Raw genomic sequence first — 24,019 nt, forward strand, 5'->3', positions numbered from 1 at the left:
AACAGGCATCGCCTGACGCCGAGACGCCAACCTATCGCGGTGAGACAAACGCTTCCTTCGGACGCGCGGTGCTGGTTTCGCTCCGCTGTCATCGACAAGCGCACTCAGGCGGCACGCTGGCGCCTCCGCGTGGCCGATCACGCGACACCATCGACATCAACGCTGCAGGCATTGCGTGAACCAGGCGATGGTCACCCATTGTCATGCACCGGCTCGATGCCGTGTCGCGATCGGACACCGCCGTTCTTTCCGTCGGAGCACTCCCATGCAGCCAACACCTACGTTCCCCACCCTGGCGCTGCTGTCCTTGGCGCTGTTCGGCCTGACAAGTTCTCAGGCTTCGGCCAAGGGACCATCGACGCAAGACATGCCGGATACCGCACACAGCATCTCGACCCGGTGGGGCGTGGTGCAGCAACCCAGGTTGCCCCGACAGGTCTGCGCCACGCTCAAGGCGGCCCTGGTCCCGGTCGCCGGCTCGCTCGATGCGCTGGATCAGGACCCCAGCCAATCCAGGCGCGATACGGCGCGCCTGCAGGCAGCCATCGACGATTGCCCGGCCGGCAGTGCGGTGCATGTGGTTCCCGGCGATGCCGGGCAATCCGGCCTGTTGAGCGGCCCGCTCACCCTCAGGAGCGGCGTGACGCTGTGGCTCGACCGCAATGTCACCTTGTTCGCGTCACGCAATCCGCAGGACTACGACAACGGCCTGGGCACCTGCGGCACCGCCAGCAGCGACAAGGCCAAGTCGTGCAATCCGCTGATCCACATCACCGACGCGGCCGGCAGCGGCATCGTCGGCGCAGGCAAGATCGACGGCCGCGGCGGCAGCACGCTCACCGCCGGCCCCAATGCCGGCACCGCCAGTTGGTGGGACCTGGCCTATCTCAACGTCAGCAAGGGGCTGACCCAGCATGTGCCGCGTCTGATCCAGATCGACGACAGCAGCGATGTCACGCTGTACGACATCACCCTGGAGAACTCACCCAACTTCCATGTCGTCAGTGACAACGTGGCCGGCCTGACCGCATGGGGCATCAAGATCCTGGCGCCCAGCCTGGTCTATACGCGCCCCGGCTACCGCTGCCCGGCCGGCAGCACGCCGGAGGACAATCCGCATGCGACCTGCTTCACGCCGGAAACCGCAAAGAACACCGACGGCTTCGACCCGGGCCAATCGCAGAAAGTCCTGCTGGCGTACTCCTACATCGGTACCGGCGACGATTGCGTGGCGATCAAGGCGCATGCGAAGGGCACACGCAGCATCGCCTCGGAAAACATGCTGTTCGCCTACAACCAGTGCTACTACACCCACGGCTTCTCGCTGGGCAGCGAAACCGATTCGGGCATGCGCCACATCGCCGTGCGTGGGCTGAGCATCGACGGCTTCAATGCCAACGATGTCGTGCGCGATCCGTATTCGGGCAATGGCCTGCGCATCAAGTCCGATGCCTCGCGCGGCGGCCTGGTGGAGGACATCAGCTTCGAGAACGTGTGCATGCGTGGCGTTGCCCGTCCGCTGGTGTTCGATGCGAACTACGCCAACCCGGCCACGCGCGACAAGATCCCGCAGTTCACCGGCATTTCGCTCAGCAACGTGCATTCGCTGGGCTCGACGCGCTTTGGCGGCGGTGAACTGAGTTTCTACGGGTATCGCGAAGCCAGCGGCAGCCGGCCGATCTCCATCAGCCTGGACAACGTAGTGCTGGGCGGCGGCAAGATCACCTTCGCACAGCCGCATTTCGGCGGGCCGGCCAGCAATCCCGGGGCAACGCACTTCACCTTCAACGGTGGTCCGGTAAGTTTCTACGATCAGCTGACGCCATCGGTGCCAAACGACGTGCAATTGCTGGGGACGCCCGGGCCAGGCACTCCACTGCAATGCAACGACGCCTTCATTGCCCTGCATTCGGTGCTGCCGGATTCGCCCATTTAAGCGGCGTGCGCCGAGCATCGACGAACGAGGCCACACAGGTACTTGCTGCGGCCGGCAGGTCGCAGCAAGAAGTCTGTTCCGACTGAAAACCTGCAGGCTCTGCAGCGATCACGCTTGGTCGGCCGGCAGCCCTAGCTCACCCACTTGCACGATCACCCCAGGCGGTGCGACGCCGCCTCCGCTCGCACTCAGTCCGCACCGCTGGCAGCCCGCCAGCTATGCCACAACTGCTGCACCGGCGGCGGATAGGCCGGCTTGCCGGCCAGCTCGCGCTGCAGGCGCACGCGTGCCAGCCGCGACCACACCCGGTGCGGGCGGGCCAATGCCGGCTTGCGTGGCCAGGCCCGCAACAACTGCGCGCGCCAGTCGCCGGTACCGACGCCGCCGGGTGCAGCGCTCTCACCGGCCACGCGCTGGCGTGCATCCAGCCACTGCACGGCCACGGCGCTGGCATCGCCAGGCTGCGCACGCGCAAACAGCACCGCTTCGGCGGCGACCACGGCCTCGGCGAAGCCACGCAATTGCTCCAGTGCCTGCGCAAGCGATGCGGGCTGCACGCGTGCGGCCTGCATCGCCGGCAAGCTGTCGGCCAACGGCGCCCACGGCGCACGCACCGGCTCCAGCACGCGTCCCAGCGGATGCCGCGAGCGTTGCTCGGACCAGTCGCGCAGTTCCTGTTGCCACCACGCCAGCTTGGCATCGGCCGGCAGCGGGTCGCCGGCGATGTTCATGATGTCTTCCCATTCCTGCAGCAAGGCGAACCAGGCAGCAGTCACGCGTCGCTGCGGTTCGGGAATGAAGGGTTCGGCGACAGACCATTCCGGCCAGCGGGTTCGCCACTTGTCGAGAAAACTGTCGAGGGCGCTGGATTGGCTCATGGCGGGTCCGGACAAAAACGAAGAAGAATCAGGTCTGCGGCCACGTCGCCGGGTTCCACAGCAGCTGCGGCGTATCGACCAGCACATCGGCCTGCCAGCGCGCCGGCACATCGTCGTGCAGGCGGTAGCCCCACAACACGGCAACCGATGGCATGACGGCCGCGCGTGCGGCGACGATGTCGCGCTCGTCGTCGCCCACATAGACGCACTGCGCCGGCGCCACGCCGATGTGCTGGGCCGCGGTCAGCAACGGCAACGGATGCGGCTTGCGCTCGGCCAGCGTATCGCCGCCGATCAGCACGGCGCAGCGTTGCTGCCAACCCAGTTGCGGCAGGATCAAGCGGGCCAGGTATTCGGGTTTGTTGGTGACGATGCCCCAGAGGCAGCCGGCGCTTTCCAGTCGCGCCAGCAGCTCGTCGACACCATCGAACAGCTGCGATTGCGTGCCGATCAAGGCTTCATAGCGGCGCAGGAATTCCGGCACCAGCGCCGCGCGCGCCTGCTCATCGAGCTCGGCGAAGGCCACGCCCAGCATCGCACGCGCACCCTTGGACACCACCGGCCGCAGCTGCTCCAACGTCACCGGCGCACGCTCGCGCGCGGCCAGCATCGCGTTGACGGTCGCCAGCATGTCCGGTGCGCTGTCCAGCAAGGTGCCATCCAGATCGAACAACACCGCCCGCGGAAACCTCACGGCGCCACCGCCATGCCACCGCGATCAGCAACCAGGCCAGAACCAGCAAATTGCAAAACCCCTGCCAACCGCCGTTGCGATTCCCGATTCCCGATTCCCGATTCCCCGCCCGTCACGGCCTCACCGCATACGCCAGATAATTCACCTCGGTGCGCGAAGACAGCCGCGCACGATTGCGCCACGGCTCGTACAGCATGCCGCTGACGTCCTCCAGCTGCAGCTCGGCGGCGCGCAACCACGCCGCCAGCTCGGACGGCTTGATGAAGTCCTTGTAGTGATGCGTGCCCTTGGGCAGCAGCCGCGCAATGTACTCCGCACCCACGACCGCCAACGCAAACGCGGCCGGGGTGCGATTGAGCGTGGACAGGAACAGCTTGCCGCCCGGCTTGAGCAGGCTGGCGCAGGCGCGAATGATCGCAGTGGGGTCCGGCACGTGCTCGAGCATCTCCATGCAGGTCACCGCATCGAAACTGCCCGGCTGTTCTGCGGCCAGGTCTTCGACCGACTGCACGCGATAATCCACCTGCACGCCCGACTCCAGGCTGTGCAGGCGCGCCACCTTGACCAGCTCCGGGGCCAGGTCGATCGCGGTCACTTGCGCGCCCAGGCGCGCCATCGACTCGCTGAGCAGACCGCCGCCGCAGCCGACGTCGAGCACGCGCGCGCCGGCCAGCTCCTGACGCGCGGACACGTACTGCAGGCGTACCGGGTTGAGCGCATGCAGCGGCTTCTGCGGGCCGTCGGCGTCCCACCAGCGGTTGGCCAACGCGGCGAACTTGTCCAGTTCGGTCTGGCGGAAGTTGCCGGAGGTGGTGGAGGTATCGGGATTCATGCGGAACTCCGTGAGTCGATGACGTGCGCTCAGGCGCGAACGGTGCGGATGCGGTCGCGCCACTGGCGCGCATTGGCGACCAGGGCCGCGGTATCCATGTCGATGAGCTCGCGCTGCACCAGCTTGGGCTTGCCGGCGATCCACACGTCGGTGACCTGGTGGCGGCCGGCGGCGTAGATCAACTGCGACAGCACATGATGCAACGGCTGGGTTTCCAGCGCCGACAGATCCACGCAGACCAGGTCGGCCTGCTTGCCGACCTCGATCGAACCGATCCTGTCGCCGAAGCCCAACGCACGCGCGCCGCCCAACGTGGCCGCGCGCAAGGTGGTGGCCGCATCCAGCGCGGTCGCATCGTTGGCCACCGCCTTGGCCAGGATGGCGGCGGTGCGGTTTTCGCTGAACATGTCCAGGTCGTTGTTGCTGGCGCAGCCGTCGGTGCCGATGGCCAGGTTCACGCCGGCACGCTGCAGCGCGCATGCCGGGCAAAACCCGGATGCCAGCTTGAGATTGGATTCGGGGCAATGCACCACGCTCACGCCGCGCTCGCCGCACAGATGGATTTCCGCATCGGTGAGCTGGGTCATGTGCACGGCGATCAGGCGGTCGTTGACCAGGCCCAGGCGGTCCAGACGCGCCAGCGGGCGCTGGCCATACTGCTTGATCGAATCTGCCACTTCCTGCGCGGTTTCGTGCGTGTGCAGATGCACCGGCAGATCCAGCTGGTCGGCCAGCATGCGCACGCGTTCGAAGTTGGCATCGTTCACCGTGTACGGCGCATGCGGCGCGAACGCGGTGCCGATCAGCGGATCGTCGCGCCACTGGTCGTGCAGCTCGCCGGCGCGGGCGAAATACTCGTCGTCCGACGACGCCCAGGCGGTGGGGAAATCGATGATCACCGCGCCCACCAGCGCACGGAAACCGTGCTGCTTGTACACGGCGGCCTGCACATCGGCGAAGAAGTAGTTCTCGTTGACGCAGGTAGTGCCGCCGCGCAGCATCTCGGCAATCGCCAGCGTGGTGCCGTCGGCCACGAACTCCGGGCCGATCACCGCAGCTTCCACCGGCCAGATGTGCTGTTGCAGCCACACCATCAACGGCAGGTCGTCGGCCACGCCGCGCAGCAGCGTCATCGGATTGTGCGTATGCGCGTTGACCAGGCCCGGGATCAGGGCCGCGTCCGGGCGCGAAACGGTCTGCGTCGGCGCAAACCGCGCGCGCGCCTGTGCGGTCGGCAGGATCGCCACGATCGCGCCGTTGCTGACCGCCACGGCGTGGTCTTCCAGCACCACCGCGTGCGGTTCGATCGGTACCACGTAACCGGCTTCGATCAACAGGTCGCAGACTTGGGGAGGGGCATTGGTCATGAGCGGATCCATAAAAGGTTAATTGTCGAACGGCCAGCTGGGATCGCCACCGGCCACAGGCACATAGCGCTGGCCGTCGTAGCGCAGCACCTGGCGCACGCGACGGGTGCGTTCGGTATCGGTGTCGCTGCCAGCGGCGCTCTCCACGGTAGCCACGTTGGCTGTCAGCACGATGTCCGCGTAGCCGGCGTGTACCTGCGACGCCATGCTCACGCTCAGATTGGCCACTTCGGTGATCACATCGTCCTTGCCCAGACTGCACGGCTCGCCTTTCACACGTTGCCACGCATAGAGATCGCGTTGCAGCACCGGGCGCAGGCTGCGCCCCTCGCGCACCAGCAGGGTTAATGCCTGATTGCTGTAAAAATCCGGGCAGCTGGGCCCGCGCGCGGCACTGCGCACCACCACGCCGATCGCACGCACGCCCTTGGCCAGATCGTAGCGCGCGGTGTCCAGGCGCAGGCTGTCGGCAGCCAGTTCAAAGACGGCGTCCTCGCCCATTGCCTGCGCGTAGAACGCCAGCACCTTGCCGCTGGCGGCATCGAGCATGGCCACGCGCAACTCGAGGTCGCGCTCGCCAGGCACGGTCTCCGCGTCGCCAGCAAATGCGATTGCCGCCAGCCGGATCGCCGCATCGTTCGGCCACGGCTTGCAGCTCTGGGCCACCAGACGGTCGACCGGCACGGTGGCAGCAGCGCCGCCCACGACGCCGGACGTTGCAATGGCCGCAACGGCGGCCACGTCCTCGGCATCGCAGGTTGCGGCAGCCGATTGCGCAAACGCCGGGCACGCGAGCAACGCACCCCACAGCCCCAACACGACACTGGCACCGCGCCCCGCTCGATCAGGCCAGTGTCCCGGACGCATGGTCTTACTTGACGCGCGCGGAGTATTCGCCCGAGCGGGTGTCGACCTTGATTACTTCGTCCTGGTTGACGAACAGCGGCACACGCACCACTGCTCCGGTTTCCAGCGTGGCCGGCTTGCCGCCGCCGCCGGAGGTGTCGCCGCGCACGCCCGGGTCGGTCTCGGTGATCTTGAGCTCGACGAAGTTTGGCGGCTGCACCCAGATCGGCGCGCCGTTCCACAGCGTCACGATGCAGTCTTCCTCGCCCTTGAGCCACTTTTCCGCGCCGCCCATGCCGGCCTTGTCGGCCTGCACCTGCTCGAAGGATTCCGGGTCCATGAAGTGCCAGTACTCGCCATCGCTGTACAGGTAGCGCATGTCGGTATCGACCACGTCGGCCAGCTCCACGTCGTCGGTGGCCTTCATGGTCATTTCCACCACGCGGCCGGACTTGATGAAGCGGTACTTCATGCGGGTAAAGGCCTGGCCCTTGCCCGGCTTGACGTATTCCGTCTCGGTGATGACCGCCGGCTCGTTGTTGACCAGGATCTTCATGCCGTTCTTGACGTCGTTCATGCCAACAGTGGCCATGGTGCAGCTCCTCGATAAGACCACGACCCGCCAAATCGGGGCGGGCCGGATTAGAATGGGGCGCCCGCCGCGACCGGCGGGCATTGGTTTTGTGACCGCACATGATAACCGCAGCCCCCCTCGCCTTACAGCCATCTCCCGCCATCGCCCTGCCGCCGACGCGCTGGCAGCAGCAATGGCGCGACGCCGTGCGCGATCCGCGCGCCCTGCTGGCGCTGCTGGGCCTGGAGGCGCAGGCGGCCGGCATCAGCGACGCGGCAGCCGCGCAGTTCCCGCTGCGGGTGCCGCATGCCTTCGTGACGCGGATGCGGCGTGGCGACCTCGACGATCCGCTGCTGCGCCAGGTGCTGCCGCTGGATGCGGAAATGCAGCCGGTGCCGGGCTTCGGCCTGGACGCGGTGGGCGATGCCGCGGCCAGGACTGCCGCCGGGGTGATCCAGAAGTACCACGGCCGTGCACTGCTGATCGCCACCGGCAGCTGCGCGGTGCACTGCCGTTATTGCTTCCGCCGCCACTTCCCGTATGCCGAAGAAACCGCCGCCCGCGATGGCTGGCGCCAGGCCGTGGCCGCGATCGCGGCCGACCCGGGCATCGACGAGGTGCTGCTGTCCGGCGGCGACCCGCTGTCGCTGGCCACACCCAAGCTGGCCGAACTCACCGACGCGCTGGCCACCATCCCGCATCTCAAGCGGCTGCGTATCCACAGCCGCCTGCCGGTGGTGCTACCGGCGCGCGTGGATGCGCCGCTGCTGGGCTGGCTGCGCAGCCTGCCGTGGCCGGTGGCGTTCGTGATCCATGCCAACCACGCCAACGAATTCGATGCCGAGGTGGATAGCGCGATGCAGGCGCTGCGTGGCGCCGGTGCGCAGCTGCTCAACCAGGCCGTGCTGCTGCGCGGCGTCAACGACAACGTGGACGCGCTGGACGCGCTGAGCGAACGCAGCTTCGCCGCCGGCGTGCTGCCCTATTACCTGCATCAGCTCGATCGCGTGGCCGGCGTCGCCCATTTCGAAGTGGACGATGCCCGCGCACGCGCGCTGCACACGGAACTGGCCACGCGCCTGTCCGGCTACCTGGTGCCGCGGCTGGTACGCGAAATTCCCGGCGATACCGGCAAACGGCCGCTGTAGCCCCCAGCTCGCCGCAGGAGCGCACCCAGGCGCGACAGGCTTTACCGGTCACGCTCCATCGCGCCCGGATGCACCCTTGCGCCGTTCAACCCGCTGCGATCAGCTTGACCAAATCGGCAGGCGTCAACGGGCGGCTGAACCAGTAGCCCTGGCCCAGATCGCAATCGCGCTCGCGCAGCAGGTTGAACTGCGCTTCCTGCTCGATGCCCTCGGCCACCACCGTGATGCCCAGCGAATGCGCCATGTTGATGATGGCAGTGGTCAGCGCCAGATCGTCGGGATCGCGCTGCAGGTCGGCGATGAAGCTTTTGTCGATCTTGACCCCGTCCACCGGCACCTGGCGCAGATGGCTCAGGCCCGAGAAGCCTGTGCCGAAGTCGTCCAGCCATACCTTCACGCCGGTGCGGTGCAACTGGTCGAGCAGGCTGGCGGCCATCATCTCGTCGCCGATCACCGCCGTTTCGGTCAGTTCCAGGTGCAGACGCGCGGCTGGCAGCCCGGATTCGGCCAGACACTCGGCCACCGTGTCGATCAACGCTCCGCTACGCAGCTGCCGCGGCGAGACGTTGACCGAGATGAACAGCCCCTCGCCCACCATCGGCCACTGCGCTGCCTCCAGGCAGGCCGCGCGCAGCACCTTGGGGCCGATCACTTCGATCAGCCCGCTCTGCTCGGCGATGTCGATGAAGGTCGATGGCGCGATCGTGCCCAGCGCCGGATGTTGCCAGCGCAGCAACACCTCCACGCCCACCAGCACGCGGTCGCTGGTGCGGTAGATCGGCTGGTAGACCAGTCGCAGCTCATCGCGCTCCCATGCACCGCGCAACTCATGTTCCATGTGCACGCGGCGCTCCACCGCATGATCGGCGGCGCGGCTGTAGAACCGGTGGCAGTTCTTGCCTGCCAGCTTGGCCTGGTACATCGCGATGTCGCCGTTCTTCAGCAGCGCGGTGGCGTCGTTGGCGTCGTCGGGGAACAAGGTGATGCCGATCGAGGTGCCCAGGAACACTTCGCGTCCCTGTACATTCAGCGGCCGGCTCAGTTCGTGCACCAGACGCTCCGCCAGCTGTGCGGCCAGCAGGGAGACATCGCCGCTCTGCAGCAGGATCACGAACTCGTCGCCACCGAAGCGCGCCAGGATCGCGTCATCGCCGCCCAGCGCGGAGACCGCGCGGCTGATGCGGCTGGCGAACTGCAACAAGGCTTCGTCGCCGGCCTCGTGACCGAGGGTGTCGTTGACCCGCTTGAAGTCGTCGATATCGGCGAACAGCAATGCCAGTTTGCTATCGGTGCTGCGGGCGGTGTTGAGCAGGTGGTCCAGCCCTTCGCGAAAGCCCAGCCGATTGGTCAGCCCGGTCAGCGCATCGGTGTAGGCCATGTGGCGCACTTCGCGGTCGTGCCGGGCGATGCTCTCGCTCATGCGGCCAAAGGCGGAGATCAGTTCGCCGATTTCGTCGTTGCGCGGATGCGGCGGCAACTGCACCGCATAGTCGCCCTGCTCGATCTGCCGCGCCGCCGACGCCAGCAAGCGTACCGGTGCCACCAGCGTGCGTTGCACGTAGATCGCCAGCAACACCCCCAGCCCGACCAGCGCCGCCAGCAGCACCAGCAGCCAGCCCAGGTCGCGCTTGCCGATCGCATTGAGGTTTTCGACCAGGGTCAGGTTGGCGCTGGACTCGATCTTGCGCACGCGCTCGCGCGACATGCCCACGCGCACGCCGCCGATGCGCTGGTCGCCGATCTTGATCGGCACGGCCACATCCAGCACTTCGGGCGAGGATTGCAGCAGCATCTCCCGCGCCGCCATCGCCTTGGCCGCCAGCGGATCGTTCATGGCCTGGCCGTAGCGCTGCAGATTGGGCGTGCCGTCGTGCACCAGCCGCCCGCGCCGATCGAACACCAGCACATAACTCACCACCTGCTGTCGCGAGGCATTGCGCACCAGCGCCCCCACTGCACCCAGGTCGGAGTAATACAGGGGATTGGCCAGGCCCGAGGCCAGCTCGGTGGCCAACGTTTCGCCGCGGGTGCGCAGACTGCGGTCGAACAGCTCGTGCAGGATCTGCGCGCTCAATCCGCGCACTTCGCGCTGCATGGCGCTCTGGCGCTGCAGCAGCGAGGCCAGGATCGCACCGACCAGCAGCAGGGTCAGTGCCATGACCAACAGAAAACGTGCCTGCAATCCGAAGCGCACCTGACTCATTCCACTTCATCCTTGACGTGCTGCAAGCCGGCGCTCAATGCATCCAGGCGCCTGCGGCTTCCCTCATCCACGGGATGAAACGCCGTGGTGCCGAAGAAACGCTTCAGTGCCGGGCCGGCCTTGGGGTCGGAGGCGGCCTGTAACAGCACGGCGCGCAGGCGGCGTTCCACCGCCGGGTCCATCCCGGTACGTACCATTTCCACCGCACGCGGCACCGGCGCACTGCGGTACACGATGCGGAAATCGCGCTTGAAGGCGGGCGGCAGATGCCGCTCGTCGTCCCAATCGAGATTGCTGAAGGCGCCGGCATCGATCAGGCGCTTGTGTACGAACGCGGCGATGTTCAATTTCGAACCGACCATCAGGTAACCGACCGAGCCCAGCACCTGGGTATCGTCCGGGGAGAGCAGCACGTTGCAGACAATGCCGTTGCGCATCAACTCCAGCATCGGCAGCAGGTAACCGCTGGTGGAGGACGCATTGTGCAATGCCAGGGTGCGCCCGCGTAGTTGCCTGAGCGACTGGATCGGGCTATCGCGGCGCACGAAGAACACGGTATGGAAGTCGCGCACACCATCGCGTTCGGTCATCAGCAACGGATGCGCGCTGCCGCGCTGCTCCAGCAGCATGGCCGCACCGGTGGTCTCGCTGACCCAGTCGACCCGGCCGCGCCGCAGATAGCTGGCCATCTGCCGCGCATCCGGTGCCATCAGGATCTCGCCGCGACGGATGCCCACCTCGCGCATGCGCGGCACTACGTAGTCCAGCAGGGGCTTGAGTTGATCGTAATGCGTGGCCGGATCATCGCTGATGCGTCCCAGCACCAGGACCGAGGACGGCGCTGCCGCAGCCGGCACGGCCAGACCCGCCGCGACGATCAGCCAGCAGGCAATCAGACACCATCGTAGACCGCGCAAAACGGACACTCCCCTAGAGCCGCGGACAGCCTAGCCGAATCTTTGAAGATGTGACAGACGTCAGCTTCCGGACCGCTTGGCCAGCATGGCCATGCGCTGTGCATCGGACAGGATGCCGCGGATCAGCCGCACCTCCTGCTCGGTCATCTCGGCGCGCAGCAGCAGCCGGCGCAGCTTGCGCATCGCCGACTCCGGCGCACGGCCCTTGTGGAAGTCGATCTCGTCCAGGGTGTCACCCAGCTGGCCGAACATGCCCTCCAGCTGCGCATGACTGGCCGGCCCGTCGCGCAGGCCGGTGGCCGCCGCAGGCGCCGGTTCGGCCTCGCCAGCGGCCAAGTACGCCCGCCGCACTTCGTACGCCAGCACCTGCACCGCCGCCGCCAGGTTGAGCGAGCTGAACTGCGGGTCGGAGGGAATATGTACCGCTGCATGGCAGAGCTGCAATTCGTCGTTGGTCAGGCCGGTACGCTCGCGGCCGAACACGAACGCCACCTCGGCCGGCTCACCGGCCTTGGCCAGGGCGCGCTGCGCCCCCTGGTCCGGCAGCAGCTCCTCCAGGGCCACCCGGCGCGCGCGCGCCGTGCAGCCGATCACCAGGGTGCAATCGGCCACCGCTTCGCCGAGGGTGTCGAACACCGGCGCATCGCCGAGCACATCTTCGGCGCCGGCCGAGCGCCGGTAGGCGTCCTCGTCGAGCGCACGCTCCGGCGCCACCAGCACCAGCCGCGAGATGCCCATCGTCTTCATCGCGCGCGCGGCGGCGCCGATGTTGCCTGGATGCTGGGTACCGACAAGGACGAAACGGATGCGCTGGGTGACAGACATGAACGGAGATTGGGGAGCGATTCGGTCGTAGATGGTAAACTGCGCGGCCGGCTTTGGCGCCGGACCGCTCTTTTACCTTCGTCATTGTCCATTCTGCCTTCACGGGAGCTTTCACCATGCAGAAACCCGCCGTCACCGTCATGGTCAAAGCCGCCCGCCTCGCCGGCAATGTGCTGTTGCGCGGCATCAACAAGCTCGATGCGCTCAACGTGGTGCAGAAAGGCCGCATGGACTACGCCAGCGAAGTCGATGCCGATGCCGAGAAGGTCATCATCAAGGAACTCAAGCGCGGCTACCCCGAGTACGCAGTGTTCGGCGAAGAAGGCGGCGTGCAAGGTGGCAAGAGTGGGCGCTACACCTGGGTCATCGACCCGCTCGACGGCACCAGCAACTATCTGCGTGGCTTTCCGCACTACTGCGTGTCGATCGCGCTGGTGGAAAACGGCGAACCCACCGATGCGGTGATCTTCGACCCGCTGCGCAACGAGCTGTTCACCGCCAGCCGCGGTGCCGGCGCGGTGCTCAACGACCGCCGCATCCGCATTGCCGAGCGCAAGGACTTGGAAGGCGCGATGGTCCATACCGGCTTCCCGCCGCGCGAACGCGCGCGCGCCAGCGCCCAGCTCAAGTGCGTGGACGCGCTGCTGGTGCAGGCCGAAGACGTGCGCCGTACCGGCTCGGCGGCACTGGACCTGGCCTACGTGGCCTGCGGCCGTGCCGATGCCTACTTCGAAGCCGGCGTCAAAGCCTGGGATATCGCAGCCGGCGTGCTGCTGGTGCGCGAAGCCGGTGGCCGCGTCTGCGACTACAAGGGCGCCACCCCGCCGCGCATGGACAACATGGGCCCGGAAACCCAGCAGATCGTGGCTGGCAACATCAAGATCAGCGATGCGCTGCAGAAGGTCATCGTCAACACCGGCTACGCCCGCGAGTTCGACGCCAAGTTCTGATTTCTGCGACTGACGGCAAAGTCCGCGGCGCGTGTCGCTGCGACAGGAACACGCATACAAAAGGCCGGGGTCACTCCCGGCCTTTGCGTTGTCCAGGCCTGCGGCAACGCACTTGCCAGCGCACGTTTGCGCGACCAGGCATCATCGGCCGAGCCCCTCGCGTGCGGATGTGCGTCTACGAATAATGGATGGCCGTCATGCCAGAACTGGCTCCGCGCCCTGCCCTGGCGTCGACAAGGTCTGCGACACGCCACAGGAGCGTGCCGGCGCACGATCGAAGGCCACCAGGGATCTGCTGCGCTGGGTGCGCGCGGACAGAAAAACCTGGCCCATCAAGCAGAAGGCCGGGATCTCTCCCGGCCTTCTGGCGTTACGGCATCAGCGCACGGTTCACGCGATGGCAGCGTGGTAGCGGCGCTCGACTTCTTCCCAGTTCACCGCATTGTAGAACGCGCCGATGTATTCCGGACGGCGGTTCTGGTACTTCAGGTAGTACGCGTGTTCCCACACGTCCAGGCCCAGGACCGGGGTATTGCCTTCGAACAGCGGGCTATCCTGGTTGGCGGTGCTTTCCACCACCAGCTTCTTGTCAGGAGTCACGCTCAGCCACGCCCAACCGGAGCCGAAGCGGCTGACCGCAGCCTTGGTGAAGGCTTCCTTGAACTTCTCGAAACCGCCCAGATCCTTGTCGATCGCCTTGGCGACCTCGCCCTTGGGCTCGCCGCCGCCGTTAGGCGCCAGCACGGTCCAGAACAGCGAATGGTTGGCATGGCCGCCACCGTTGTTGCGCACCGGGCCCTGCAGGTTTTCCGGCAGGCTCTTCAGCTTGGACACCAGCTCCTCAATCGGCAGGTCCGCGTACTCAGTCCCTTCCAACGCCGCATTGACGTTGTTGATATAGGTCTGGTGATGCTTGGTGTGATGGATTTCCATCGTCTGCGCATCGATGTTCGGTTCCAGCGCGTCGTAAGCGTAAGGCAACTGCGGAAGGGTGTAAGCCATGAGGGTCTCCTGGACTTGCCGCCCGGCGAAGACCGGGCGTTGCGGGGTAGATGGTAAGGACGGCAGCGGCGCTTACCAAGGGTGCAGGCAGGGAAACTTCATCCCATCGCGTGCCGCGCCGTCTTGGCAGCACACCTTGCACCATGCCCCGGTTACTTGCGCGTGAACCGGACCGGCGCGGCGATGCATTCAAAGTCGACACAGTCGCGCAACGGCATACTTGCTCTGCCGCACACATCGTCGCCTCCGGATCGTCTTCATGCGCAAGCCCGCTTTGCTGATCGTCGCCATCGTGCTGCTCGTGGCCGGGCTGTGGGGCATGCGTGCGCTGCAGACGCCCAAGCCGCAGTTCGCGCCCTCACTCAATGCGCCCATCGCCGCGCCGGCGGCCGCACGGCAGGTGCCGCGCCTGCCCGCGTTTCTGCCGATCGAAGCAATGGCCACCATCGTGCTGATCCAGCGCGGCGGTCCATTCCCGTATCCGCAGGACGGCAGCGTGTTCGGGAATCGCGAACATCGCCTGCCCGAACGCCCGCGCGGCTATTACCGCGAATACACGGTGGACACGCCGGGCAGCGCTGACCGCGGCGCGCGCCGTATCGTCACCGGTGGCACGCCACCGCAGACCTGGTACTACAGCGACGACCACTACCAGAGCTTCAAATCCTTCCATGGGCCGACGCCGGAGCAGGCCCCATGAGCGCGGGCGACTTTGCATTGGACCTGTCCGACCCGCAGCAGTCGGGCGTGTACCAGGCCGAGACCGACGACCTGGACACCATGGCAGCGCTGGCCCGCGATGCCGGCCTGCGCATCCTGCGCGTGGATCTGGCCACCTGCAGCGACAAGCGCATGCTGCTGATGCGGCTGGCCACCCAGCTGGATTTTCCGCTCAGCTTTGGCCGCAACTGGGATGCGCTCAGCGATGGGCTGCGCGACCTGGCCTGGCTGCCGGCGCCGCGGGGCTATGCCCTGTTGATCGACGGCGCCGACGCACTGGCACAGGCCGCACCGGCCGACCGCGATACCTTGCTGGATATCCTCGACGAAGCCGCCACCAGCTGGGCCGCGCGCGGGCGTACCTTTGCGGCCTTCGTGGCGCCGGCCAGCGCCTGCACCTGATCGGGCCGGCTGGCGCGCATTGGTCAATGCATGACAGGAATCGTCGTGCGCAAACGACCGGAACCCCTCTAGCAGCGTCGGATCTGCGACTGCATCGATTGACGGCAACATTCCAATCCAGGGCCGTTGCGCCGCTGCGGTGACCAAGCGCGCCCAATGCAGCAGATCCGGGCGTGCAGCCAGCTATATTCACGACGCAAACGATGTTTGCCTTTGACATCGCCGGCGGGTTCGCAGTCCATCCGGTGGCGGCGCGTGCAACACCGACCACTGCATGACGCAATGTCCTGGATCAACGTGACCCATACAGCGGCAGACCCGCTACAGCACTGCAGCGCGGCGGTGGGCACCATTTCCACTCAGCGATGCCGCGCAGCCGCGATCCATCACCCGCAATCGGCGCCGCGCAGGTTCGGCTTGCAGGAGATGGCCGATACATCGGCGCACCGCCCCCCCAGTCGACCCATCAACTATCCAGCTCGCTCCAGCGCGCGTAGGCCGTATCCAGCTGCGCCTGCGCATCGCTCAGCGCGGCGGTGTGCGTCGCCATGGCCGCGGTGTCGCGCTGGTAGAAGCCCGGGTCGTTCATCGCCTCGGTCAGTGCAGCCACCTGCTGCTCCAGCGTCTCGATCAGGCCGGGCAACTGCTCCAGCTCGCGCGCGTCCTTGTAGCTCAACTTGCGCTTGGGCGCAGCCTCCACTGGCGCCGCAGTGGCCGCCGGCGCAGTCGCCACTGCAGTGGCCGAGGCCTTGGCCACCGCCATCGCGCTGGTGGCCGGCGTGCGCCGCTGGCGCAGCGAATCGCTGTAGCCGCCGATGTAATCGCCGATCAGGCCATCGCCCTCCATCACCAGCGTGGAAGTCACCACGTTGTCCAGGAAGTCGCGATCATGGCTGACCAGCAGCAGCGTGCCGCTGTATTCGCCCAGCAGCTCTTCCAGCAGCTCCAGGGTTTCCACGTCCAGATCGTTGGTCGGCTCGTCCATTACCAGCAGGTTGGACGGCTGCGCGAACAGGCGCGCCAGCAGCAGGCGATTGCGCTCGCCGCCGGACAGCCGGGTGATCGGCGCGCGCGCGCGTTCGGGCGTGAACAAAAAGTCCTGCAGGTACGCATGCACGTGCTTGCGCTTGCCGTTGATCTCCAGGAAATCGCGGCCCTCGGCCACGTTCTCGATCGCGCTCCAGTCTTCGCGCAGGGTCGAGCGGTACTGATCGAAGTAGGCAATCTGCAGATTGGTGCCGATGCGGATTTCGCCCTGCTGCGGCTGCAGCTCGCCCAGCAACAGCTTGAGCAAGGTGGTCTTGCCGCTGCCGTTGGGACCGATCAGGCCGATGCGATCGCCGCGCTGGATGATGGTGGAAAAGTCCTTGACCATGGTGCGCGCACCGAACGCAAAGCCGACCTCCTTGGCCTCGATCACCTTCTTGCCGGAGGCTTCGCCCTGCGAGACCTCCATGCGCACATTGCCGGTCAACTCGCGCCGCTGCACCCGCTCGTTGCGCATCGACTCCAGCCGCCGCACGCGGCCTTCGTCGCGGGTGCGCCGCGCCTTGATGCCCTGACGGATCCAGATCTCTTCCTGCGCCAGCAACTTGTCGAAGCGCGCATTCTCCTGCGCCTGTGCGTTCAACCGCTCCTCGCGGCGGCGCTCGTAATTGGCCCAGTCGCCGGGCCAGCTGGTGACCTGGCCACGATCGATCTCGACGATGCGGGTGGCCAGCGCACGCAGGAAACGGCGGTCATGGGTGACGAACAGCACGCTGCCGTTCCAGCCCTTCAGGAAGGTTTCGAGCCAGTCGATGGCTTCGATGTCCAGGTGGTTGGTCGGCTCGTCCAGCAGCAGCACGTCCGGTGACGACACCAGCGAGCGCGCCAGCAGCACGCGCCGCTTCATGCCGCCGGACAGCCGCGCAAACTCCGCATCGCCATCCAGTTCCAGCTTGGTCAGCGTCTCGCCGACGCGCTGATCCAGCGCCCAACCCTCGGCCGCGTCGATCTTAGCCTGCACCTTGCCGAACGCCTCGGCGTCGAACACCTCGGCATGGCTGAGCTGGTGGAACTCGGCCAGCCAGTGGCCCAACTCGCCCAGGCCATCGGCCACCACGTCGAACACGCTGCCGCCGGTGCCCTGCGGCACCTCCTGCTCCAACCGCGCGATGCGCACACCCTGCTGCACGCGCACCTCGCCGTCATCGGGCCTGAGCTCGCCGGCGATCAATTTCATCAAGGTCGATTTGCCGGCACCGTTGCGGCCGATCAGGGCGATACGCTCGCCCGGCTCGATCGTCAGGTCGGTTTTTTCCAGCAACAACGGGCCGCCGACGCTGTAGTCGACGCTTTGCAGAGTGATTAAAGGCATGGCGCAATTGTACGGGATTGGTGATTGGGGATTCGGGATTGGCAAACGCGCACGCTGTCGCGGTGACGAATCCCGAATCCCTACTCCCCAATCCCGGGCTAAAATGCGCCATGAACGAATTCTCCGCGCTGCAGCTGTCGCCGGCCCTGGCCCCCGGTATCGACGCCCTTGGCTATACCGTCCTCACTCCCATCCAGGCGCAGAGCCTGCCGCCGATCCTGCAGGGGCTGGACGTCATCGCCCAGGCGCCAACCGGCAGCGGCAAGACCGCTGCCTTCGGGCTGGGCCTGCTGCAGAAGCTCGACCCGGCGCTGACCCGGGCGCAGGCGCTGGTGCTGTGCCCCACCCGCGAACTGGCCGACCAGGTCGGCAAGCAGTTGCGAAAGCTGGCCACCGGCATTCCCAACATGAAACTGGTGGTGCTGACCGGCGGCATGCCGCTCGGCCCGCAGCTGGCCTCGCTGGAGGCACACGACCCGCAGGTGGTAGTGGGCACACCCGGCCGCATCCAGGAGCTGGCCCGCAAGCGTGCCCTGCACCTGGGTGGCGTGCGCACGCTGGTGCTGGACGAGGCGGACCGCATGCTGGACATGGGGTTCGAGGAACCCATCCGCGAGATCGCCAGCCGCTGCGACAAGCAGCGTCAGAGCCTGCTGTTCTCGGCCACGTTCCCGGACATCATCCGCACGCTCGCGCGCGAGATCCTCAAGGACGCGATCGAAATCACCGTCGAAGGCGCCGACAACGCACCGGAAATCGACCAGCAATTCTTCGAGGTCGATCCCACCTATCGACAGAAGGCGGTGGCCGGCCTGTTGCTGCGCTTCAACCCCGAGTCCAGCGTGGTGTTCTGCAATACCCGCAAGGAAGTGGATGAGGTGGCCGGCTCGCTGCAGGAATTCGGGTTCTCCGCACTGGCCCTGCATGGCGACATGGAGCAGCGCGACCGTGACGAGGTGCTGGTGCGCTTCGTCAACCGCAGCTGCAACGTGCTGGTGGCCAGCGACGTGGCCGCACGCGGACTGGACGTGGAAGACCTGTCGGCGGTAGTCAACTACGAGCTGCCCACCGATACCGAGACCTACCGCCACCGGATCGGCCGCACCGCGCGCGCCGGCAAGCACGGGCTGGCGCTGAGCCTGGTGGCACCGCGCGAAGCGGCGCGTGCGCAGGCGCTGGAAGCCGAGCAAAGCCAGCCGCTGAAGTGGTCGCGTGCACCACTGGCCACCGCCCGCCCGGCGCAGTTGCCGCAGGCGGCGATGACCACCCTGCGCATCGACGGCGGCAAGACCGACAAGCTGCGTGCCGGCGACATCCTGGGTGCGCTCACCGGTGAAGCCGGGTTGTCGGGCGCTGCGATCGGCAAGATCGCCATCTACCCCACCCGCTCCTACGTCGCCATCGCGCGCGCCCAGGTCGCCAAGGCGCTGGCGCACCTGCATGCGGGCAAGATCAAGGGCCGCCGGTTCCGGGTCAGCAAGCTCTGAACGGCTCGGTGGCCGGCCCGTCCGCTGGCCACGCGACCGAAGGTCGGCCGGGCAGGTATCGCCTCGAGCTGCTACGCCGCAAGAGGCGGTAGCGCGGCAGCACCTTCGAAAATCACCACGCTGCCGCATTGCACTGCGGACGCTGCGTCAGGCGTGCTAGCGCGCATCGCCTAGCCACCGGCAGCTGGCGCATGCCGGCGCCTGATGGACGGACTAAGAGCAGCTAGCAAAACGACTGCGCGGCCGCCAGGCGGGCGCGGTCGGTGCTCGGAATCGGCATGTACCACTCGTACACTGCGGTTCCTCCGCGCCGTCCGCACCCACCTGACGACCGCTCGTTACGTTTTGTTAGCCGCTCTAAATCCCGGTACCGGGCAGGAGCCGACGCGCATGCGCGGTGTTGGCGCATACAGACACCGCAGGATCAACGGGCTGCACTTGCGACAGGCACCCGCAGCAGCATGGCAAGGGCACAACCGCACTGCCGGATGCGCCCCGAGCGCTCAGCCCGCGCCCTGCAGACTCAGTAGCACAGCGTTGCCAGCAACGGCACGTCGTTGGCCCACTTCGCGCGGCCCTGCAGTGCGGCCAGTTCCACCAGCACCGCGGCACCGACCACCTCGAGCTCCAGCTGTGCGGCCAGACTCAGCGCGGCACGCAGCGTGCCACCGGTGGCCAGCACGTCGTCGACGATCAGCACGCGTGCACCGCGCGGCAGCGCGTCTTCGTGCATTTCGATGCGGTCGGTACCATATTCCAGCGCGTATTCCTGGATCAGCGTGCGTCCGGGCAGCTTGCCCGGCTTGCGGACCGGCACAAAGCCGGTCCGCAGTTCGCGCGCCAACGCCGCGCCAAGAATGAAGCCGCGTGCCTCGATACCCAGCACCGCATCCAGCGGCGTGGTGCGCCAGGGCTGCGCCATCTCGTCCAGCGCCGAGGCGAAGTCCGGACCGTCCGACAACAGCGGGGTGATGTCCTTGAACACGATGCCCGGCTTGGGAAAGTCGGCGATGTCGCGGATCCGGCCTGCCCAGTGGTTGGGGCCGGAAGGGTGAGTGCCGGCGCAGCGGCTGCAGTCAGTCATGGTGGCGGTGGCGTCGTGGCCAGTGGGGACGCCCTATTCTAGTTGGTGCACGCCGTTGACGCCGCCTTGACGGCACAGCGGAATCTAAGCGCGTCAGGAACTGCAGGAGAGCATCGAACATCCGGCGCGATCGCGCGCCCAGTCCGGACGCCGCGCGGCGAAGGCCTCGCGGCCCGGCTGATCGTCATAGGGCCGGCGCATGACCTCCAGCAGCTCCTGCACGCTAGCCGGATCGCCCTGCTCGGCCCGGTCGATGGCCTGCTGCGCAAGATAATTGCGCAGCACATAACGCGGATTGGCCTGGCGCATGCGCGCGCGCCGCTGCTCGGGCGACAGCGAATCCTGGCGCAACCGTGCAGCATAACGCTGCATCCATTCCTGCAACGGCACCGCCGCCGCCTGGCGCTGGTCCTGGTCGTAGAACGCGTCGCGCAGCAGTTCGGGCTCGGGATGCTCGGCTGACATGTCGATCAGGCCGCGGAAGGTCAGCGTCATGTCCATCTGGCCCTGCCGCATCAGCACGCGCAACGCATCGATCAGCTCCAGATCCTCGTCGCGGCACTCGGCCAGACCGAGTTTGGCAGCGGTATCGCGGCGGTCGCAGGCCAGATAGGTGTCGCGGAACCGGTCCAGCCCCTGCTGCAGCGGTGCGGCATCGGCAAACAGCGGCGCCAGTGCCTGGGCAAGCCGCCCCAGGTTCCAGTACGCCACCTGCGGCTGGGTACCGAAGCGATACCGACGCCCCTGTGCGTCGGTGGTATTGGGTGTCCAGTCCGGGTCGTAATCGTCGACCCAACCGTAGGGACCGTAATCGATGGTCAGGCCCAGGATCGACATGTTGTCGGTATTCATCACGCCATGCACGAAACCGACCCGCATCCAGTGCGCCACCATCGCCGCGGTGCGCTCGCAGATCTGCGCGAACCAATCGGCATACAGCGTCTCGCCGGCCCCGGCAAGGGCAGGAAAATCGCGCGCGATGGTGAACTCCACCCATTGCCGCAGCAGGACCAGATCGCCACGCACACTCGGCAACTCGAAGTTGCCGAAGCGGATGAACGAGGGCGCCACCCGGCACACGATCGCACCCGGTTCGCGTTGCGGGCGGCCGTCGTAAAACATGTCGCGCACCACGGCGTCGCCGGTGACGACCAGGCTCAACGCACGCGTGGTCGGCACATCCAGGTGATGCATCGCTTCGCTGCACAGGAATTCGCGGATCGACGAGCGCAACACCGCGCGGCCATCGGCACCGCGCGAATACGGCGTGGGGCCGGCACCCTTGAGCTGCAACTCGTAGCGCCCGCCATCGACGCCGATCGCCTCGCCCAGCGAAATCGCCCGGCCGTCGCCCAGCTGCCCGGCCCAGTGGCCGAATTGATGACCGCCATAGTTGACCGCCCATGGCTGCATGCCGGGATACAGCGCATTACCGCCGAACACCTCGGCAAAGCGCGCGCTGCCGATCTCGGCCGCATCCAGCCCCAGCGCCTGCGCCATTTCCGACGAATGCGCGATCACACGCGGAGCGGCCACCGGCGTCGGCAGTACCGACGACCAGGCGGCGGCCACCTCGCGGCGCGGCCCTTGCTCCGGATCGCCGGGCAATTCACGGCGCAAACGATTGTCGAACTGCAACTGTGTCATGTGAGAAGCCTAGGCCACATGAGGTGAATGCGACACTGCCCGCGCGCAACCGGGAGCTGCACTGCTTCGCATCGCGCGCGGCAGCGAGCTCGTCCTGCACACGTCGGCGACGGCCGATCCTCGCTAATGGGCGAGTGCGCTCCGGTCGCTCACCGGGTTTCCCGTCGGCCGCAAGGCCGTGCCGCGCGCCACCTGATGCACCCTGCCCACTCTCCCAAGCTGCCGATTTTCCCTCCACCGTTTCCCTGGACGACATCGCCCATGCCCGCCCGCCCCTTCCGCTGGTTTCGCCCCGCCATCCTGCTGCTTGGCTCGTTGGCCCTGACAGCCTGCAGCAGCGTGTTCTTCGGCGGCATCAACGCCGCTTCCAGCCGCGCCGGCATCGTCGAGCACCCCAACCAGGTCTTCGACACCGCACATGGCCTGGCACTGGATGTCTACCAACCGCAGGGCGCGGTCGATGCACCGGTGGTGGTGTTCTTCTACGGCGGCACCTGGAAGCGCGGTTCGCGCGCCAACTACCGTTGGGTGGGGCGCGCCCTGGCCCGCCAGGGCGTGGTGGCGATGGTCGCCGATTACCGTAAATACCCGCAGGTGGGCCTGCAGGGCTTCATGACCGATGCCGCCAGCGCAACCGCCTGGGGGTATCGGCATGCACAGGCGTACGGCGGCGATCCCAAGCGGCTGGCCGTGATGGGCCACTCGGCCGGGGCGCACATCGCCGCATTGCTGGGCACCGATGCGCGCTGGCTGCACGCGCAGGATCTCGAACCACGGCAGCTGTGCGGAGTGGTCGGGCTGGCAGGGCCATACGACTTCCTGCCGATGACCGACCCGGAGCTGGTCGAGATCTTCGGCGACGCCCCGGCCGCGCAACGGCAATCGCAGCCGGTGGAATACGTGGGCGGCGACGAACCGCCAATGCTGTTGCTGCACGGTGACGCCGACCGCGTGGTCGAGCTGGAGAACAGCAGCACGTTGCAGAAGGCGCTGCATCGCAAGGGAGGCGTTGCCGCGCTGAAGGTCTACCCCGGCATGGGCCACATGGGTATCGTGCTGGCATTGCGCAAACCGCCGCAACGCTCGGCGGTGCTGCGCGACACCGTGGAATTCCTGCGCGCCTGCAAGGCGCCGTGACGCCTGTGGCGAGCGCACCGATGTCTGTTGCAAGCAGCGCCGCTGATCAATGCCTGGTCACTGATCTATGCCCCGACGCAGGAACAGACGGCGCGCAATCGCTCGCCGTCCACGGTGTCACCTGGCGTGCACCGGACGCGCGTCAATCGGCCGACTTGCTGCCCATCAGTTCGTACGGGCCGCCTTTCTTCAATGCAGCCTGATAGGCCGGCCGCGCCTCGATCCGCTCCAGGAAGGCGCGCAGCTTCGGATAGGGTTCCAGGCCGCCACCGCGCGCAGCTGCGGCCTGTACCGGGAAACTCATCTGGATGTCGGCGGCGGTGAAGCGCTCACCGGCAAACCACTGGTGAGCCTGCAGCGTCTGCTCCATCCAACCCAGATGCAGCTTGACCTGCGGGCCGACAAAACCCGACATCGCCTTGTCCACGATCGCGCGCGCAACGGGTTTGGCAAAAAACGGCATCGGCGCGCTGCGAATGCGGCCGAAGATCAAGGTCATCAGCAGTGGCGGCATCGCCGAGCCTTCGGCGTAGTGCATCCAGTAGCGGAACTGCTGGCGCTCGGGCGAGTCGATCGGTCGCGCCGGTGGCGAGAGCGCGCACTCGGTGTCGTAGCGCTCGGTCAGATAGTCGAGGATCGCACCCGACTCGGCGATGGTCAGCCCGCCATCCACAATCACCGGCGATTTGCCGAGCGGATGGATCGCACGCAGCGCTGCCGGTGCCAGCATGGTCTTGGGATCGCGCTCGTGGCGCACGATCTGGTATGGCAACGCCAGCTCTTCGAGCAGCCACAGCACACGCTGCGAACGGGAGTTGTTGAGATGGTGAACAGTGATCATGGCAGCGGCCGCACACGGAAAGCGCCATCCTAACCAGCCATGCGTCGTCGCTGCGCACACACCGAACACGCGCCTGCTTCGAAGGCGTCGTCGGCAGCTACCCGGCCGCGACGGCAAGCCACCGCCCGCTCGTTGCGGCACAAGACAATGCATCGGCGAAGCACCACACG

21 protein-coding genes and 1 other RNA gene are annotated in these 24,019 nt (G+C 66.9%); 8 read left to right on the plus strand and 14 right to left on the minus strand.

What is annotated here, in order from left to right; translation table 11 throughout:
• Positions 1 to 265 precede the first annotated feature (265 nt).
• Complete coding sequence (locus XcodCFBP4690_RS06990) at positions 266 to 1,936, plus strand: glycoside hydrolase family 28 protein (RefSeq protein ID WP_104540267.1); 1,671 nt, start codon at positions 266 to 268, stop codon at positions 1,934 to 1,936.
• Positions 1,937 to 2,124: 188 nt separating this feature from the next.
• Here the strand turns inward: XcodCFBP4690_RS06990 and XcodCFBP4690_RS06995 are convergent, their stop codons facing one another.
• The 6 genes from XcodCFBP4690_RS06995 to efp form a co-directional block, all read right to left on the minus strand.
• Positions 2,125 to 2,814, minus strand: a complete 690-nt coding sequence (locus XcodCFBP4690_RS06995; protein WP_104540268.1) for an isoprenoid biosynthesis enzyme family protein — start codon at positions 2,812 to 2,814, stop codon at positions 2,125 to 2,127.
• 28 nt (positions 2,815 to 2,842) lie between these two features.
• Complete coding sequence (locus XcodCFBP4690_RS07000) at positions 2,843 to 3,508, minus strand: phosphoglycolate phosphatase (protein WP_104540269.1); 666 nt, start codon at positions 3,506 to 3,508, stop codon at positions 2,843 to 2,845.
• Between the two features lie 112 nt (positions 3,509 to 3,620).
• On the minus strand, positions 3,621 to 4,340 hold the full coding sequence (gene ubiG / locus XcodCFBP4690_RS07005; RefSeq protein WP_064510666.1) for a bifunctional 2-polyprenyl-6-hydroxyphenol methylase/3-demethylubiquinol 3-O-methyltransferase UbiG: 720 nt from the start codon (positions 4,338 to 4,340) through the stop codon (positions 3,621 to 3,623).
• A gap of 29 nt (positions 4,341 to 4,369) precedes the next feature.
• On the minus strand, positions 4,370 to 5,707 hold the full coding sequence (locus XcodCFBP4690_RS07010; protein WP_167394503.1) for a TRZ/ATZ family hydrolase: 1,338 nt from the start codon (positions 5,705 to 5,707) through the stop codon (positions 4,370 to 4,372).
• Between the two features lie 18 nt (positions 5,708 to 5,725).
• Positions 5,726 to 6,526 (minus strand): PA3715 family protein, encoded by an 801-nt coding sequence (locus XcodCFBP4690_RS07015; protein WP_458335076.1) that lies wholly within the window; start codon positions 6,524 to 6,526, stop codon positions 5,726 to 5,728.
• Between the two features lie 52 nt (positions 6,527 to 6,578).
• Positions 6,579 to 7,145 (minus strand): elongation factor P, encoded by a 567-nt coding sequence (gene efp, locus XcodCFBP4690_RS07020; RefSeq protein WP_104540272.1) that lies wholly within the window; start codon positions 7,143 to 7,145, stop codon positions 6,579 to 6,581.
• Between the two features lie 101 nt (positions 7,146 to 7,246).
• Between efp and epmB the strand changes: the two genes are divergently transcribed.
• The gene (gene epmB / locus XcodCFBP4690_RS07025) at positions 7,247 to 8,275 is read left to right on the plus strand and encodes an EF-P beta-lysylation protein EpmB (protein WP_104540273.1); all 1,029 of its coding nucleotides are present in this window, start codon (positions 7,247 to 7,249) and stop codon (positions 8,273 to 8,275) included.
• Between the two features lie 85 nt (positions 8,276 to 8,360).
• Here the strand turns inward: epmB and XcodCFBP4690_RS07030 are convergent, their stop codons facing one another.
• The 3 genes from XcodCFBP4690_RS07030 to XcodCFBP4690_RS07040 are packed head-to-tail and all read right to left on the minus strand — an operon-like array spanning position 8,361 to position 12,220.
• Complete coding sequence (locus XcodCFBP4690_RS07030; RefSeq protein WP_104540274.1) at positions 8,361 to 10,478, minus strand: putative bifunctional diguanylate cyclase/phosphodiesterase; 2,118 nt, start codon at positions 10,476 to 10,478, stop codon at positions 8,361 to 8,363.
• The gene (locus tag XcodCFBP4690_RS07035; protein WP_167394505.1) at positions 10,475 to 11,404 is read right to left on the minus strand and encodes a phosphate/phosphite/phosphonate ABC transporter substrate-binding protein; all 930 of its coding nucleotides are present in this window, start codon (positions 11,402 to 11,404) and stop codon (positions 10,475 to 10,477) included. Before XcodCFBP4690_RS07035 ends, XcodCFBP4690_RS07030 begins: the two co-directional genes overlap by 4 nt.
• Positions 11,405 to 11,455: 51 nt before the next feature.
• Positions 11,456 to 12,220, minus strand: a complete 765-nt coding sequence (locus tag XcodCFBP4690_RS07040; protein WP_104540276.1) for an RNA methyltransferase — start codon at positions 12,218 to 12,220, stop codon at positions 11,456 to 11,458.
• A 116-nt stretch (positions 12,221 to 12,336) separates the two neighbouring features.
• On the opposite strand from XcodCFBP4690_RS07040, the gene XcodCFBP4690_RS07045 reads away from it, so the two are divergent.
• Positions 12,337 to 13,170, plus strand: coding sequence for an inositol monophosphatase family protein (locus XcodCFBP4690_RS07045; RefSeq protein ID WP_005913068.1), 834 nt, complete (start codon positions 12,337 to 12,339; stop codon positions 13,168 to 13,170).
• A 390-nt stretch (positions 13,171 to 13,560) separates the two neighbouring features.
• Here XcodCFBP4690_RS07045 and XcodCFBP4690_RS07050 read toward each other — a convergent pair whose 3' ends face one another.
• Complete coding sequence (locus tag XcodCFBP4690_RS07050) at positions 13,561 to 14,172, minus strand: superoxide dismutase (RefSeq protein ID WP_104540277.1); 612 nt, start codon at positions 14,170 to 14,172, stop codon at positions 13,561 to 13,563.
• Positions 14,173 to 14,431: 259 nt separating this feature from the next.
• On the opposite strand from XcodCFBP4690_RS07050, the gene XcodCFBP4690_RS07055 reads away from it, so the two are divergent.
• Together XcodCFBP4690_RS07055 and XcodCFBP4690_RS07060 are read left to right on the plus strand one after the other, a co-directional pair.
• Positions 14,432 to 14,872, plus strand: a complete 441-nt coding sequence (locus XcodCFBP4690_RS07055; protein ID WP_104540278.1) for a ribonuclease — start codon at positions 14,432 to 14,434, stop codon at positions 14,870 to 14,872.
• Positions 14,869 to 15,294, plus strand: a complete 426-nt coding sequence (locus XcodCFBP4690_RS07060) for a barstar family protein (protein ID WP_104540279.1) — start codon at positions 14,869 to 14,871, stop codon at positions 15,292 to 15,294. Before XcodCFBP4690_RS07055 ends, XcodCFBP4690_RS07060 begins: the two co-directional genes overlap by 4 nt.
• Positions 15,295 to 15,760: 466 nt before the next feature.
• Here the strand turns inward: XcodCFBP4690_RS07060 and XcodCFBP4690_RS07065 are convergent, their stop codons facing one another.
• A complete protein-coding gene (locus tag XcodCFBP4690_RS07065; protein ID WP_104540280.1) occupies positions 15,761 to 17,653 on the minus strand; it encodes an ATP-binding cassette domain-containing protein in 1,893 nt (630 codons plus the stop codon).
• Positions 17,654 to 17,763: 110 nt separating this feature from the next.
• On the opposite strand from XcodCFBP4690_RS07065, the gene dbpA reads away from it, so the two are divergent.
• Together dbpA and XcodCFBP4690_RS07075 are read left to right on the plus strand one after the other, a co-directional pair.
• A complete protein-coding gene (dbpA, locus tag XcodCFBP4690_RS07070; protein WP_104540281.1) occupies positions 17,764 to 19,140 on the plus strand; it encodes an ATP-dependent RNA helicase DbpA in 1,377 nt (458 codons plus the stop codon).
• A gap of 278 nt (positions 19,141 to 19,418) precedes the next feature.
• A non-coding RNA gene (locus XcodCFBP4690_RS07075) (sX9 sRNA) lies at positions 19,419 to 19,494 on the plus strand.
• Positions 19,495 to 19,663: 169 nt separating this feature from the next.
• Here the strand turns inward: XcodCFBP4690_RS07075 and XcodCFBP4690_RS07080 are convergent.
• Both XcodCFBP4690_RS07080 and XcodCFBP4690_RS07085 read right to left on the minus strand, forming a co-directional pair.
• Positions 19,664 to 20,224, minus strand: coding sequence for an adenine phosphoribosyltransferase (locus XcodCFBP4690_RS07080; protein WP_104540282.1), 561 nt, complete (start codon positions 20,222 to 20,224; stop codon positions 19,664 to 19,666).
• A gap of 93 nt (positions 20,225 to 20,317) precedes the next feature.
• Complete coding sequence (locus XcodCFBP4690_RS07085; protein ID WP_104540283.1) at positions 20,318 to 21,871, minus strand: protein adenylyltransferase SelO; 1,554 nt, start codon at positions 21,869 to 21,871, stop codon at positions 20,318 to 20,320.
• A 261-nt stretch (positions 21,872 to 22,132) separates the two neighbouring features.
• On the opposite strand from XcodCFBP4690_RS07085, the gene XcodCFBP4690_RS07090 reads away from it, so the two are divergent.
• The gene (locus XcodCFBP4690_RS07090) at positions 22,133 to 23,008 is read left to right on the plus strand and encodes an alpha/beta hydrolase (protein WP_104540284.1); all 876 of its coding nucleotides are present in this window, start codon (positions 22,133 to 22,135) and stop codon (positions 23,006 to 23,008) included.
• Positions 23,009 to 23,150: 142 nt separating this feature from the next.
• On the opposite strand, the gene XcodCFBP4690_RS07095 is transcribed toward XcodCFBP4690_RS07090, so the two are convergent.
• Positions 23,151 to 23,849, minus strand: coding sequence for a glutathione S-transferase family protein (locus tag XcodCFBP4690_RS07095; protein WP_104540285.1), 699 nt, complete (start codon positions 23,847 to 23,849; stop codon positions 23,151 to 23,153).
• Between the last annotated feature and the right edge of the window lie 170 nt (positions 23,850 to 24,019).

Source organism: Xanthomonas codiaei (assembly GCF_002939785.1).
GTDB lineage: Bacteria > Pseudomonadota > Gammaproteobacteria > Xanthomonadales > Xanthomonadaceae > Xanthomonas > Xanthomonas codiaei.

What these genes read in the sequence shown, in the direction of transcription:
- XcodCFBP4690_RS06990 (WP_104540267.1), top strand. Translation starts at nt 266, where the DNA reads ATGCAGCCAACACCTACGTTCCCCACCCTGGCGCTGCTGTCCTTGGCG.
- XcodCFBP4690_RS06995 (WP_104540268.1), bottom strand. Translation starts at nt 2,814, where the DNA reads ATGAGCCAATCCAGCGCCCTCGACAGTTTTCTCGACAAGTGGCGAACC.
- ubiG (WP_064510666.1), bottom strand. Translation starts at nt 4,340, where the DNA reads ATGAATCCCGATACCTCCACCACCTCCGGCAACTTCCGCCAGACCGAA.
- XcodCFBP4690_RS07010 (WP_167394503.1), bottom strand. Translation starts at nt 5,707, where the DNA reads ATGACCAATGCCCCTCCCCAAGTCTGCGACCTGTTGATCGAAGCCGGT.
- efp (WP_104540272.1), bottom strand. Translation starts at nt 7,145, where the DNA reads ATGGCCACTGTTGGCATGAACGACGTCAAGAACGGCATGAAGATCCTG.
- epmB (WP_104540273.1), top strand. Translation starts at nt 7,247, where the DNA reads ATGATAACCGCAGCCCCCCTCGCCTTACAGCCATCTCCCGCCATCGCC.
- XcodCFBP4690_RS07030 (WP_104540274.1), bottom strand. Translation starts at nt 10,478, where the DNA reads ATGAGTCAGGTGCGCTTCGGATTGCAGGCACGTTTTCTGTTGGTCATG.
- XcodCFBP4690_RS07040 (WP_104540276.1), bottom strand. Translation starts at nt 12,220, where the DNA reads ATGTCTGTCACCCAGCGCATCCGTTTCGTCCTTGTCGGTACCCAGCAT.
- XcodCFBP4690_RS07045 (WP_005913068.1), top strand. Translation starts at nt 12,337, where the DNA reads ATGCAGAAACCCGCCGTCACCGTCATGGTCAAAGCCGCCCGCCTCGCC.
- XcodCFBP4690_RS07050 (WP_104540277.1), bottom strand. Translation starts at nt 14,172, where the DNA reads ATGGCTTACACCCTTCCGCAGTTGCCTTACGCTTACGACGCGCTGGAA.
- XcodCFBP4690_RS07055 (WP_104540278.1), top strand. Translation starts at nt 14,432, where the DNA reads ATGCGCAAGCCCGCTTTGCTGATCGTCGCCATCGTGCTGCTCGTGGCC.
- XcodCFBP4690_RS07060 (WP_104540279.1), top strand. Translation starts at nt 14,869, where the DNA reads ATGAGCGCGGGCGACTTTGCATTGGACCTGTCCGACCCGCAGCAGTCG.
- XcodCFBP4690_RS07065 (WP_104540280.1), bottom strand. Translation starts at nt 17,653, where the DNA reads ATGCCTTTAATCACTCTGCAAAGCGTCGACTACAGCGTCGGCGGCCCG.
- dbpA (WP_104540281.1), top strand. Translation starts at nt 17,764, where the DNA reads ATGAACGAATTCTCCGCGCTGCAGCTGTCGCCGGCCCTGGCCCCCGGT.
- XcodCFBP4690_RS07080 (WP_104540282.1), bottom strand. Translation starts at nt 20,224, where the DNA reads ATGACTGACTGCAGCCGCTGCGCCGGCACTCACCCTTCCGGCCCCAAC.
- XcodCFBP4690_RS07085 (WP_104540283.1), bottom strand. Translation starts at nt 21,871, where the DNA reads ATGACACAGTTGCAGTTCGACAATCGTTTGCGCCGTGAATTGCCCGGC.
- XcodCFBP4690_RS07090 (WP_104540284.1), top strand. Translation starts at nt 22,133, where the DNA reads ATGCCCGCCCGCCCCTTCCGCTGGTTTCGCCCCGCCATCCTGCTGCTT.
- XcodCFBP4690_RS07095 (WP_104540285.1), bottom strand. Translation starts at nt 23,849, where the DNA reads ATGATCACTGTTCACCATCTCAACAACTCCCGTTCGCAGCGTGTGCTG.